Here is a 12,663-nt window from a genome sequence, read left to right on the forward strand (position 1 = left end):
ACCCTCCTAGAACAGGTGCGGGATGGGGACCGAGAGGGCCGCCACGAACAGGAGATAGAAGGCGACCACCACTGCCACGCTCGTGACGATCGACGTGCGCCAGCCCTCCCGGCCGAGGAACCGCAGCCAGACGAAGGCGAGCAGGGCGGCCGGGATCTCGAAGCCGATGACCTCGATGACCGCGACGAAGACGACCATGGTGGCCAAGCCGCCGAGCACCAGCCAGCTGGCGGGGGAGAACCGCTCGGCGTCCGTGGTCCGTCGGGCCGTGGCGAGCAGGCCGAGGCCCAACAGGACGAGTGCGCCGCTGATCAGCAGCGGCCAGGTGCCGGACTCGGGGCTGCGGGCGGTGCCGAGCCCGAGCCCGGTGGAGCCGACCAGCGCGGCGACACCGAGCGCCACGACGGCGACCGCGGTCAGCGCGTTGCTCAGCGCCCCGGCGGCCGGCGGTCGTCCCTCGTGCTCGGCCTCTTCGACCTGGTGGATGGCCTCTTCGAGGCTGAGCTGCTCGCCGTCGGACTCGTTGCCCAGGGGGGTGGCCCCGGCGGCGGTGTCACCGCCGGGGCTTCCCGGATTGCGCGTCCCGTGGTGGGCGGAGGTCACTTCTTGCCGCCGAGCTGGATGTTGTACTTCTGCACGACAGCCCGGTACTTGTCCAGGTTCGCGGTCCACTGCTTGCGCAGCTCCTCACCGTCCACCTCGTTGGGCGTGAGCTGGTTGTCCGCGTTGAACTTCTGGTACGCCTCGGTCTGGAACGACTTCTGGAACGAGGCGCGGAGGGCGTCGAGGACCTCCTTCGGCGTACCCTTCGGGGCGAAGATCGCCCGCGACTGCTGCACGGGCACGTCGTGGCCGGCCTCCACCGCGGTCGGGGTGTCGGGCAGGTACGTCGGCCGCTTCTCGGCGAAGGTCACGATCGGGGTGAGCTTGCCGGCGGTGATCTGCTCGATGGCCTCGCCCAGCTGGATCGAGCCGACGTCCACCTGGCCGCCGAGCACCGCGCTGAGGGTGGGCGATCCGCCGTCGAAGGGAACCGCCTTGGCCGGGATGTTCGCCTGGCGGAACAGCAACTCCTGCGACAGCTGGCTGCCCGTGCCGACGCCGGTGGTGCCGAAGGTGATCTGCCGTCCGGCCTTGGCCAGGTCGTCGACGGTCTTGAAGCCGGACTTCGGTGCCGTGACCAGCACGTAGTCATCCTGGCTGATGCCGGTCACGATCTCGTAGTCGGCCATGTCGGGTGCCTGGCCCGCGGCGACGGCCAGCGGCGTGATGTACGCGAGGCTGCCGTTGTAGACCATGAGCGTGTGCCCGTCGGCCTTCTTGCCGGCCAGTTCCTTGGCCGCCAGGCCACCGTTGGCGCCGGGCTTGTTCTCGACGGTCACCGGGACACCGAGGTCGTCGGAGACCTTGTCGGCGAGCGCCCGGGCGATCAGGTCGGTGCTACCGCCCGGGTCCTGGCCGACGAGGATGGTGATCGGGGCCTTGCCGGGAAACGTGCCGTCGGCGGCGGATCCGCCGCCGACGTTGCCGCCGCAGGCGGCGAGCGAGAGCGCCAGAGCGATGCCGGCGCCCGCCGTCGCCCAGCGGCGCATGCGGTGGTGGAGGGTCATCTCGTTCTCCTCACGGAAAAGGCAATGTTGTGGCCGAGGACGGGGGAGCAGGATTCCGGCCGAGTGTGCTGTGAGTCGGGTCACTGACCCTGACGTCGCAGCGTAGGAAGCTCCCCTCATGCCTGTCCAAATCCAATCCAGCATTGATTGATACCTTCCCGGCATGACGTTCACCCTCGAGCAGCTTCGTGGCTTCGTGGCGGTCGCCGACGAGCTGCACTTCGGTCGCGCCGCCGCGCGGCTGCAGATGACCCAGCCCCCGTTGAGCCGGCAGATCCAGAAGCTGGAACGCGCGATCGGCGCACAACTGCTGGAGCGCGACAACCGGCGCGTCACCCTGACCGCCGCCGGTGAGGTGTTCCTCGGCGAGGCCCGCCGGCTGCTCACCCTCGCCGACTCCGCGCCGGAGCTCGCCCGCCGGGTGTCCTCCGGGGCCGCCGGCGTGGTGCGCATCGGCTTCACCGCTGCCTCGGCGTACGGAGTGCTCGGCACGTTGCTGAACGAACTGGCCCGGGCGCTGCCCGAGGTCGACGTCGAACTGGCCGAGATGGTGACCCGCGAGCAGGTCGCCGGCCTGCTCAACGAGGAGGTCGACCTGGGCCTGGCCCGCCCGCCCTTCGACGAGCAGGCGTTCGGCTCCCGGCTGCTGCACCGGGAGGCGCTGCTCGTCGCCGCCCCGCTGGGCCACCGGCTGCTGGCGTCGGGCCGACCCGCGGTCGCCGCGGACCTGTCGGCCGAACCGGTGATCATGCATTCGCCGGTCAAGGCCAAGTACTTCTACGACCTGGTCGCCGGCGTGGTCCCGATCGCCGCCGAGAACACCGTGCACGCGGTGAGTCAGGTGCTGACCATGCTCTGGCTGGTGGCGGCCGGCCGGGGCATCGCGTTCGTGCCCGAGTCGGCCGCCCGGCTGCCGATCGAGGGCGTCGGGTTCGTCCGGCTGGAGACGCCCGTGCCGCAGCCGGTCGAGCTGCATCTGCTCTGGGCGAGGAACTCGAAGAATCCCGCGCTGTGGCGGACCCTCGCGGCGCTGGAACAGCCCGACATCGACCATTGATACCGCCCAGGCATCGCTCGATGCGGAACCGCTCTTGGACATGCATCGTTCGTCGTTCCTACGGTGACACCGACCACCCGCCCGTACGGCTGGACGAACCACCCGCGGGCCTCGGACCCAAGGACACGATCTCCGTGACGCTGCTGCCCCCGGACGTTCTCGCTGACCGGCTGAAGTCTGGCCTGCTCTCCTTCCCCGTCACCCACTTCGACGCCGAACTGCAGTTCGACGAGGCCCGGTACCGGGAGCACCTGAGCTGGCAGGCCAGCTTCGACGTCGCCGGGCTCTTCGCCGCCGGCGGCACGGGGGAGGGCTTCTCGCTGACCTCGGCGGAGCTGGACCGCGTGGTCCGCGTCGCCGTCGACGAGGTCGCCGGCAAGGTGCCCGTGCTCGCGCCGGCCACCGGCGGCACCGCCGTCTCCATCGCCCAGGCGCGGGCGGCGCAGGCCGCTGGCGCCTCCGGGCTCCTGCTGTTCCCGCCCTACCTCACCGAGGCCGGTCAGAAGGGGCTCATCGAGCACATCAGCGCCGTCTGCCGCGCCGTCGACCTCGGCGTCATCGTGTACAGCCGGGCCAACGCCGTGCTCAACGACGTCACCGTGGCCGAGCTCGCCGACCGTAACCCCAACCTGATCGGCCTCAAGGACGGCGTCGGCGACATCGAGCAGATGACCCGCACCTACGCCCGGGTCGGCGACCGGCTGATCTACATCGGCGGGCTGCCCACCGCCGAGACGTTCGCGCTGCCGCTGCTGCAGCTCGGGGTGAACACCTACTCCTCGGCGCTGTACAACTTCCTGCCCGAGTTCGCGCTCCGGTTCTACGCGGCCGTCCGCGCCCAGGACCGGGCGTCGGTCTACCAGATGATCACCGACTTCCTGCTCCCGTACCTGGACATCCGGGACCGGGCCCGGGGGTATGCGGTCTCCATCGTCAAGGCCGGCCTGACCGCGGTCGGACGGGACGGCGGCCCGGTGCGGCCCCCGCTGTCGGACCTGACCGCGACCGAGCTCGCCGAGCTGACCGCCCTGATCGAGAAGATCTCCTGACCGAGCCCACCGAGACCGAGAGGACGGCGATGACCGGCCGCACCCCGACCGTGGCCCGTGTCGAGGCGGTGCCCGTAGCCGGGCACGACAGCATGCTGCTCAACCTCAGCGGCGCGCACGGCCCCTTCTTCACCCGCAACATCGCCATCGTCACCGACAGCGAGGGGCGGGTGGGCGTCGGTGAGGTGCCCGGCGGCGAGGCGATCCGGCGCACCATCTGCGACGCCGGCGAGCTGCTCACCGGGCAGCCGGTCGCCGAGTTCGGCCGGCTGCTGCGTACGGTGGCCGACACATTCGCCGACCGCGACGCGGGTGGGCGCGGCCTGCAGACCTTCGACCTGCGCACGACGGTCCACGCGGTGACGGCGCTGGAGTCGGCGCTGCTGGACCTGCTGGGTCAGCACCTCGGCGTGCCGGTGGCCGAACTCCTCGGCGACGGGAAGCAGCGCGACAGCGTCCCGATGCTCGGCTACCTCTTCTACATCGGCGACCGCCGCCGCACCGGCCTGCCCTACCTTGCCGAGGCCGACCCGGTCGACGACTGGGCGCGGCGGCGCCGGGAAGCGGCGCTGACCCCGGAGGCGATCGTCGCGTTGGCCGAGGCGGCGCAGGCCCGCTACGGGTTCACCGACTTCAAGCTCAAGGGCGGCGTGCTGGCCGGCGAGGAGGAGGTCGCGGCGGTCCGCGCGCTCGCCGAGCGGTTCCCCGACGCCCGCGTCACGCTCGACCCCAACGGCGGCTGGCTGCTCGCCGAGGCCGTCGAGCTCTGCCGCGACCTGCACGGGGTGCTCGCCTACGCCGAGGACCCGGTCGGCGCGGAGGGCGGCTACTCGGGCCGCGAGATGATGGCGGAGTTCCGGCGGGCCACCGGGCTGCCGACGGCCACCAACATGATCGCGACCGACTGGCGGCAACTGGCCCACGCGGTCCGCTCCGACGCCGTCGACATCCCGCTCGCCGACCCGCACTTCTGGACCATGCGCGGCTCGGTGCGGGTCGCCCAGCTCTGCCACGACTTCGGCCTCACCTGGGGTTCGCACTCGAACAACCACTTCGACATCTCATTGGCGATGTTCACCCACGTGGGCGCCGCCGCCCCCGGGGAGATCACCGCCCTGGACACGCACTGGATCTGGCAGGACGGGCAGGCCCTCACCCGTACGCCGATGCAGATCCGGGACGGGCGCATCGCCGTCCCCACCGCGCCCGGGCTGGGCGTCGAGCTCGACCGCGACGCCCTCGCGGCGGCGCACGAGCTGTACCGGGAGCACGGCCTCGGCGCCCGCGACGACGCCGTGGCGATGCAGTACCTCGTCCCCGGCTGGGTGTTCGACCCCAAGCGTCCCTGCCTGGTCCGCTGACCGCCGTCCTGGCGCCCCTGAAGGAGAGACATGACCACCGCCAGCGCCCCCGCCGTCCTCGACCGGATCGAGTCGGTGACCCTCTCGTCGGTCACCCTTCCGCTGCCCACCGGGATCAGCGACGCGAAGGTGCTCACCGGCCGGCAGCGGCCGATGACCGAGGTGGCGTTCCTCTTCGCCGAGATCCGCACCGAGGCCGGCTTCGAGGGTGTCGGCTTCAGCTACTCGAAGCGGGCCGGCGGGCCGGCGCAGTTCGCGCATGCCCGGGAGGTCGCCCCCGACCTGATCGGCGAGGATCCCAGCGATATCGGTCGGCTGTGGACCAAGCTCGTCTGGTCCGGCGCCTCCGTCGGGCGCAGCGGCGCGTCGACCCAGGCGCTCGCCGCGATCGACGTGGCGCTGTGGGACCTCAAGGCCAAGCGTGCCGGGCTGCCGCTGGCCAAACTGCTCGGCGCCTACCGTGACTCGGTGCGCTGCTACAACACCTCCGGTGGCTTCCTGCACGAGTCCATCGAGCAGGTGCTGGACAACGCCACCCGCACCCTCGAATCCGGCGTCGGCGGGATCAAGATCAAGGTGGGTCAGCCGGACTGGGCGGAGGACCTGCGCCGGGTCCGCGCCGTGCGCGAGCACATCGGGGACGCGGTGCCGCTCATGGTGGACGCGAACCAGCAGTGGGACCGGCCCACCGCGATGCGTGTCGGCCGGGCGCTGGAGGAGTTCGGCCTGGTGTGGATCGAGGAGCCGCTGGACGCGTACGACGCCGAGGGACACGCCCAGCTCGCCCGGTCGCTGGACACCGCGGTAGCGACGGGGGAGATGCTCACCAGCGTCGCGGAGCACTACGAGCTCATCCGCGCCGGCGCGGTGGACATCCTCCAGCCGGACGCCCCGCGCATCGGCGGCATCACCCAGTTCCTCAAGCTGGCCACGCTGGCCGACCACAGCAACCTGCAGCTGGCTCCCCACTTCGCGATGGAGATCCACGTGCACCTGGCCGCCGCCTACCCGCACGAGCCGTGGGTCGAGCACTTCGACTGGCTGTACCCGCTGTTCAACGAGCGCCTGGAGACGCGCGGCGGGCGGATGTACCTCTCAAACCGTCCCGGGCTGGGCATCACGCTGAGCGAGCAGGCCCGCGCCTGGACCGTGGGCCGGGCCCACGTGGGCGCCTCGCACTGAACCACCCCACCGCAGCATTGGAGGAACCCCTCATGGGCACAGTCGTCAGCATCGACCCCCGCACCGGCCGGGCGGTCGAGGAGGTGGCGCCGGAGACCACCACCGCGGAGGTGGACCGCCGCTGCGCCGCCGCCCTCGCCGCGGCCCCCGGCCTGGAGGCGCTCGGCCGGGCCGGGCGGGCCGCGCTGCTGCGTGGCCTCGCGGACGGCCTGGAGGACCGGCGGGCCGACATCGTCGCCGTCGCCGACCGGGAGACGGCGCTCGGACCGGCCCGGCTGACCGGCGAACTCACCCGCACCTGTTACCAGCTGCGGCTCTTCGCCGAGGTGCTCGAGGAGGGCAGCTACCTCGAGGCGGCGATCGACCACCCGGGCGAGACCCCGATGGGTCCCCGTCCCGACCTGCGCCGGATGCTCATCCCGATCGGCCCGGTCGCGGTGTTCGGGGCGAGCAACTTCCCGCTGGCCTTCTCCGTACCCGGCGGCGACACCGCCTCGGCGCTCGCGGCCGGCTGCCCGGTGGTCGTCAAGGCACACGGGTCCCACCCCGCGACGTCGCAGCTGGTCTTCGACATCCTCGTGTCCGCAGCGCACCAGGCGGGCGCCCCGGACGGCACGCTGAGCCTGATCCACGGCGTCCAGGCCGGCGCGGACCTCGTCGCCCACCCGGCGATCCGGGCCGTCGGCTTCACCGGCTCGGTCACCGGCGGGCGCGCGCTGCTGCAGATCATCGAGCAGCGCCGCGACCCCGTGCCGTTCTTCGGGGAGCTCAGCAGCCTCAACCCGGTCGTCGTGACGCCGCGGGCCGCCGCCGAGCGCGGGCCGGCGATCGGCACCGAGCTCGTCGGGTCGTTCACCCTCGGCGCCGGCCAGTTCTGCACCAAGCCCGGCCTGGTGTTCGTACCGGTCGGCTCCGACGGCGACGCCGTGGTCGCCGCCATGGCGGAGGCGGTTCGGGGCGCGGACGCCCCGGTCCTGCTCAACGAGGGCATCGCCGCCGCGTACGGCCACCTCGCCGGCGGCCTCGCCGAGGCACCCGGCGTCCAGGTGCTGGCCCGCGGCGCCGAGCCGGCGGGGGACGGCTTCCGGGCCGCGCCGCTGCTCCTGGCGACGTCAGCGGGCCGGCTGCCGCGGCAGGTCACCGAGGAGTGCTTCGGGCCCGTGTCGGTCGTGGCCCGCTACGACGGTGCCGCCGAGCTGTTCGCCGCGCTGGCGGCGATGCCCTCGTCGCTGACCGCGACCGTGCTGCGCGGCCGACGCGAGACGGAGCTGCCGCTGGCGGTCTCCGAGCAGCTGCGCCCACGCGCCGGCCGGCTGATCTACGACGCCTACCCCACGGGCGTGGCCGTCTCCTGGGCGCAGCACCACGGCGGGCCGTGGCCGTCGACCAACTCGCAGCACACGTCCGTCGGCACCACGGCGATCCGGCGGTTCCTGCGCCCGATCACCTGGCAGGGCGCGCCCGCCGACCTGCTCCCGCTCGAACTGACCGACGACTACCACGGCGTCCCGCGGCGGGTCGACGGGGTCCTCGAGTTGCCTCGATGACCACGTCGGCAGCCACCTTCCCGGTGCCGGCGGACGGCGCGTCCGACCCGCTCGGGTGAGCGGCGCGGCCGGGTGAGCGCGGTCATCGGCGGCATCGCCGCCCTGGTCGCGGTGATCGCCGTGGGCTGGGTCGTCGGCCGGACCGGCGTGCTGGGCGCCGAGGCCGGTGGGGTGCTGTCGCGGTTGTCGTACTTCGTGGCGACGCCCGCCCTGCTGCTGCTCACGCTTGCGGACGCCGACCCGACCGCGCTGCTGTCGGCCGCCCTTCTGGCGACCGCGGGCAGCGCGGTGCTCAGCGCGCTGCTGTACGCGACGCTGGCCCGGTGGCGTTGGCGGCTGTCGCCGGCCCGGCTGGCGGTCGGTGGCCTCGCCTCGTCCTACGTCAACGCCGGCAACCTGGGCATACCCATCGCCGCCTACGTCCTCGGCGACGCCTCCTTCGTGGCCCCGGTGCTGCTGTTCCAGGTGCTCGTCCTGGCCCCGGTCGGGCTGGCCGTGCTGGCCGGCTCGCACCCGGCCGGCGACGCGGCGCCCCGCTGGCGGCCGCTCACCCAGCCCCTGCGTACGCCGGTCGTGGTCGGCTGCGGCCTGGGTGTGCTGGTGGCGGCCACCGGCGTGGACCTGCCGTCGCTCGTGCGGTCGCCGATCGAGCTGACCGCCGCGCTCGCGGTGCCCGCGGCGCTGCTCGCCTACGGGATGAGCCTGCACGGCGCACCCCGCCCCGCGTCCGGCGACGGAGCGTCCCAGGTCTGGCTGGCCGTGGCGCTCAAGACCCTCGCCCAGCCGGCGCTGGCGTACGCGCTCGGCCGGTGGGTCGCCGGGCTGGCGGGGGTGGCGTTGCTGGCGGTCACCGTCACCTCGGCCCTGCCGACGGCGCAGAACGTCTTCGTCTACGCCTCGTCCTACGACCGCGGCACCCTGCTGGCCCGGGACACCGTGCTGCTCACCACGGTGCTGTCCGTCCCCCTGCTCGTCGGGATCGCCCTGCTGCTCGGCTGATCGTCATGCCACGGAGGTATCCCGCCATGCCGGGCCGGACTTGGACAGGCATCGTCAGCGGCTTCTAGCGTGACGATGTGATCATGTCGACCCCGCAGCGTCCCAACGGCACGGTGGACGCTTCGTGACCGCGGGACTCATGGGCCGGTTGCGGCAGGTGGTCGGGCCCGCCGGGCTGATCGACGACCCGGGCGAGATGGCCGGGTACGCGAGCGACTGGCGAAACGCCTACTCGGGAACACCCGCGGCCGTCGTGCGGCCGGGCGGCACGGAGGAGGTGGCCGCGGTCGTCGCGCTCTGCGCCGAGGCGGGTGTCGCGATGGTGCCGCAGGGCGGCAACACCGGGTTGTGCGGCGCAGCGGTCCCGGACCACACCGGCGGCCAGGTGGTGCTCTCGCTGACCCGGATGCGGCGGATCCGCGACGTCGACCTCGCCAACCAGACGATCACCGTGGAAGCCGGCGCGGTGCTGAAGTCGGTGCAGGCGGCCGCGGCGGCCGCCGGCCGGCTCTTCCCGCTCTCCCTCGGCGCGGAGGGAAGTTGCACCATCGGCGGCAACCTCGCGACCAACGCCGGCGGGACCGGAGTGCTCCGCTACGGCACGATGCGGGACCTGACCCTCGGGCTGGAGGTGGTGCTCCCCGACGGGCGGATCTGGAACGGGCTCCGGGGGCTGCGGAAGGACAACACCGGCTACGACCTCAAGCAGCTGTTCATCGGCGCGGAAGGCACCCTCGGGGTGATCACCGCCGCCGTCCTGAAGCTCTTCCCCGCCGTGCGGAACCGCGCGACGGCCTGGATCGCCCTGCCGGGCCCGCAGGCGGGGATCGACCTGATCGGCATCCTCCGCGAACAGGCCGGCGACCGGCTGACCGGCTTCGAGATCATGTCCCGGCAGAGCCTGGGGTTCGTGCTGCGCCACGCGTCCGGCGCCCGGGACCCCTTCGGCGAGCGGCATCCCTGGTACGCCCTGGTGGAGCTGAACGACACGCTGCCCGCCGCCGGCCTCGACGGCGTACTCGAGTCGGCGCTGGGCGACGCGATCGGGACGGGGGTGGTGTCGGACGCGGTCATCGCCTCCAGCCCGGCACAGGCCGCTGCCCTCTGGGCGCTGCGCGAAGGCATCTCGGAAGCGCAGAACCATGAAGGCCCCAGCCTCAAGCACGACGTCAGCGTGCCGGTCAGCCGCATCCCGACGTTCCTGGCCCGCACCGACCGGGCACTCCGGGAGCTGGTCCCGGGCATCCGGATCGTGACGTACGGCCACGTCGGCGACGGCAACCTGCACTACAACCTCAGCAAACCCGAGCGCAGCGGCGACGCCGAATTCCAGGCGCGCGCGGCTGACCTCGCTCGGGTCATCTACGACGCCACCAGCGCCTGCGACGGCAGCATCAGCGCCGAGCACGGGCTGGGGCAGTCGAAGCGGGGGATCGTCGCCGACTACAAGGGCCGCCACGAGCTGGACCTCATGCGCGGGCTCAAGCAGCTGTTCGACCCGCGGGGCCTGATGAACCCCGGAAAGCTGCTGCCGGATTAGGTGGCAGCCGCCGGGCCGCCCAGGGAGAGCCAGAAGAAGCCGTGACCGGCCACGCCGAGGTCGTACTCGCCGGACTCCCGCACCATCGGGGACTCGGCGCCGCCCATCAGCTCCCTCGGCCGACGGCCGGCGTGGGCGGACAGGCGTCTGCGGGTAGCGCGAGAAGTTGAACAGGCACAGCACCTCGTCGCCACGCTCGCCCCGGAGGAAGGCGAGCACCGCCGGGTTGGTCGACCGGACGATCCGGCAGCCGGGGCGGGCGAACGCCGTCCAGGCGTGGCGGGTCTCCAGCAGCTTCTCGACCACGTGCAGCAGGGAGGACCGGGCGCGGAGCTGGTTCTCCACGTTGACCGCCATGTAGCCGTAGATCGACTCGTGGATCAGCGGCGCCGGCAGGTTCTCCGGCTGTGCCACGGAGAATCCGCCGTTGCGGTCCGGTGCCCACTGCATCGGCGTGTTGACCGCCCGATTGCCCGACAGCGACAGGTTCTCGCCCATGCCGATCTCGTCGCCGTAGTACAGGACCGGCACACCGGGCATGGACAGCAACAACGCGAAGGCGAGTTCGAGCTGACCCCGATCGTCGTTGAGCAGGCTGGCCGTGCGCCGGCGGATGCCGGTCACGCCCCGCATGCGGGCCATCGGCGCGTAGGTGTGCAGCAGTTCCTGGCGCTCCCGCTCGTGCAGCAGACCCAGCGACAGCTCGTCCCCGTTGCGCAGGAACACCGCCCAGTGGCGGTCACCCGGCTGCTCGCGCATCTGCGACAGCACCCGGGACACCGGCCGGTGCGTCTCGCGGCGCATGGCCAGCAGCAGACTCGGCATGAGCGAGGCGTACATCACCAGGTGGCACTCGGGATGCTCGGCGATGCCGAAGTAGGAGCCGGCACCTTCCGGCCAGTCCTCACTCCACGCGATGAAGATCCGGTTCGGGTACGTGGAGTCCAGCCAGGACCGTAGCTCCCGCAGGTAGGTGTGCGTCTCGTCGAGCCCCTTGCTCGACGTGCCGGTGCGCTCGAACAGGTAGGGGACGGTGAGCAGACGCAGACCGTCGACCCCCTGCCGGAGCCAGAAGTCCATCACGTCCCGCATCGCCGCCCGCACCTCGGGCGCGTCATAGTTCAGGTCCGGCTCGTGCCGGCTGTAGCGGTGCAGGTAGTACTGTCGCCGCTTGCCGTCGTAGGTCCACCCCGCGCCACGGCTGCTGAGCGGATCGTCGGCCTCGGCGTACGCGTCGCCCGTGTCACGCCACACGTAGAAGTTCCCGTACGGGCCGTCCGGGTCGCTCCGGGAGGCCTGGAACCACGGATGCTCGTCGCTGGTGTGGTTGAGCACCAGGTCCAGCACCACCCGCAGGCCCTGCCGGTGGGCGAGGGTGAGCAGCTCCAGCAGGTGCGACGGCTGCCCGAGACCGGAGTCGATGGCCGCGAAGTCGGACGCCGCGCGCCCGTCCGCCGACGACGGCGCCGCCATGATGGGGTTCAGCAACAGGCAGTCCACCCCCAGCCGGCGCAGGTAGTCCAGCTTCTCGGTGATGCCGCGCAGGTCGCCGTGGCCGTCGCCGTCGGAGTCGTAGAAGAACCGCACGTTCACCTCGTAGAACGTGCTGCCGGCCGCCCAGTTCGGGTCGTCCGGCTGCTCCGGATCCGGTTCCTCCTCGACCTCGGTGCGGGTGATCCGGAGCCGTCCGGACAGGGCTTGGCGGGCCCGCGCGGCGACCCGCTCCGCCGGGTCCCGCTCCAGGGCCTCCAGCGTCTCGAACGTGGCCACCAGCTGCTCGCGCGTCCGGTGGTTGCCGTGCGCCCAGTTGCTCAGCTCGTCCACGGCGAGCAGCCGCGTCGACGCGAGCCCGCTGCGGGTGAGCGCCAGGAGGTCGTCCGGAATCAGCTCGGGCCGCCGGGGCGCGTTGCTGAGGATCAGGTCCCCGACGCCGGCGGCCCGCATCTGCGGGGTCTGCCGGCGTTCCCGGTCGACCATCCGCACCGCCGCGTACTCGAAGGCCTCCCGGACGCTGACGATCCCGTTGCCGTCCCGGTCGGCGGCGCCGGTCCGCAGCCCTTCGAGAAACGGGCCGGAGAACGCGGACGGCAGCCCGATCCGCCCCGAACGCCGGCGCGTGGCGGCCGCCGGTGTGACGTGCATCCGACAGACCACGGCGAGGTGACTGTCGGCCATCTTGCCGTTCGGTCGCCGCGCAACTCCCCCCTGACACACTCCGCTCATTGGCTTGAGTGATGGAGGATCCATGTTTTCCTCGTTCCGCGGCGCCGCGCTCGTATCCTCCATCGTTCTGCTGAATGCGACGATCCTGGTTCCCG

The 12,663-nt window shown here is 72.3% G+C and carries 9 protein-coding genes and 1 pseudogene; 7 read left to right on the forward strand and 3 right to left on the reverse strand.

Annotated features, from left to right (window positions below; all coding sequences use genetic code 11):
• Positions 1 to 6: 6 nt before the first annotated feature.
• Together Q2K19_RS26465 and Q2K19_RS26470 are read right to left on the reverse strand one after the other, a co-directional pair.
• Complete coding sequence (locus Q2K19_RS26465; RefSeq protein ID WP_302764730.1) at positions 7 to 603, reverse strand: tripartite tricarboxylate transporter TctB family protein; 597 nt, start codon at positions 601 to 603, stop codon at positions 7 to 9.
• Positions 600 to 1,610, reverse strand: a complete 1,011-nt coding sequence (locus Q2K19_RS26470; RefSeq protein WP_302764731.1) for a Bug family tripartite tricarboxylate transporter substrate binding protein — start codon at positions 1,608 to 1,610, stop codon at positions 600 to 602. Before Q2K19_RS26470 ends, Q2K19_RS26465 begins: the two co-directional genes overlap by 4 nt.
• A gap of 163 nt (positions 1,611 to 1,773) precedes the next feature.
• Here Q2K19_RS26470 and Q2K19_RS26475 point away from each other — a divergent pair, with 163 nt between their 5' ends.
• From Q2K19_RS26475 to Q2K19_RS33415, 7 genes are all read left to right on the forward strand, one after another.
• Positions 1,774 to 2,667, forward strand: a complete 894-nt coding sequence (locus Q2K19_RS26475) for a LysR substrate-binding domain-containing protein (protein ID WP_302764733.1) — start codon at positions 1,774 to 1,776, stop codon at positions 2,665 to 2,667.
• Positions 2,668 to 2,801: 134 nt separating this feature from the next.
• A complete protein-coding gene (gene kdgD / locus Q2K19_RS26480) occupies positions 2,802 to 3,716 on the forward strand; it encodes a 5-dehydro-4-deoxyglucarate dehydratase (RefSeq protein WP_302764736.1) in 915 nt (304 codons plus the stop codon).
• Between the two features lie 29 nt (positions 3,717 to 3,745).
• Entirely contained in the window at positions 3,746 to 5,077 is a 1,332-nt protein-coding gene (locus tag Q2K19_RS26485) for an enolase C-terminal domain-like protein (RefSeq protein WP_302764738.1), read from the forward strand.
• 30 nt (positions 5,078 to 5,107) lie between these two features.
• Positions 5,108 to 6,259, forward strand: a complete 1,152-nt coding sequence (locus Q2K19_RS26490; RefSeq protein ID WP_302764740.1) for an L-talarate/galactarate dehydratase — start codon at positions 5,108 to 5,110, stop codon at positions 6,257 to 6,259.
• Positions 6,260 to 6,291: 32 nt separating this feature from the next.
• Positions 6,292 to 7,806 (forward strand): aldehyde dehydrogenase (NADP(+)), encoded by a 1,515-nt coding sequence (locus Q2K19_RS26495; protein ID WP_302764742.1) that lies wholly within the window; start codon positions 6,292 to 6,294, stop codon positions 7,804 to 7,806.
• A 72-nt stretch (positions 7,807 to 7,878) separates the two neighbouring features.
• Positions 7,879 to 8,805 (forward strand): AEC family transporter, encoded by a 927-nt coding sequence (locus tag Q2K19_RS26500; protein WP_302764743.1) that lies wholly within the window; start codon positions 7,879 to 7,881, stop codon positions 8,803 to 8,805.
• A gap of 196 nt (positions 8,806 to 9,001) precedes the next feature.
• Positions 9,002 to 10,345, forward strand: a complete 1,344-nt coding sequence (locus Q2K19_RS33415; RefSeq protein WP_368046162.1) for an FAD-binding oxidoreductase — start codon at positions 9,002 to 9,004, stop codon at positions 10,343 to 10,345.
• Between the two features lie 330 nt (positions 10,346 to 10,675).
• Here the strand turns inward: Q2K19_RS33415 and Q2K19_RS33420 are convergent.
• A pseudogene (locus Q2K19_RS33420) lies at positions 10,676 to 12,631 on the reverse strand (alpha-amylase family glycosyl hydrolase); the annotation flags it as partial.
• Positions 12,632 to 12,663: the final 32 nt, after the last annotated feature.

The organism is Micromonospora sp. NBRC 110009 (assembly GCF_030518795.1).
Taxonomy (GTDB): Bacteria; Actinomycetota; Actinomycetes; order Mycobacteriales; family Micromonosporaceae; genus Micromonospora.

Coding starts and splice junctions, on each gene's coding strand:
- Q2K19_RS33415 (WP_368046162.1), top strand. CDS start 9,002: ATGGCCGGGTACGCGAGCGACTGGCGAAACGCCTACTCGGGAACACCC.
- Q2K19_RS26490 (WP_302764740.1), top strand. CDS start 5,108: ATGACCACCGCCAGCGCCCCCGCCGTCCTCGACCGGATCGAGTCGGTG.
- Q2K19_RS26495 (WP_302764742.1), top strand. CDS start 6,292: ATGGGCACAGTCGTCAGCATCGACCCCCGCACCGGCCGGGCGGTCGAG.
- Q2K19_RS26475 (WP_302764733.1), top strand. CDS start 1,774: ATGACGTTCACCCTCGAGCAGCTTCGTGGCTTCGTGGCGGTCGCCGAC.
- Q2K19_RS26485 (WP_302764738.1), top strand. CDS start 3,746: ATGACCGGCCGCACCCCGACCGTGGCCCGTGTCGAGGCGGTGCCCGTA.
- Q2K19_RS26470 (WP_302764731.1), bottom strand. CDS start 1,610: ATGACCCTCCACCACCGCATGCGCCGCTGGGCGACGGCGGGCGCCGGC.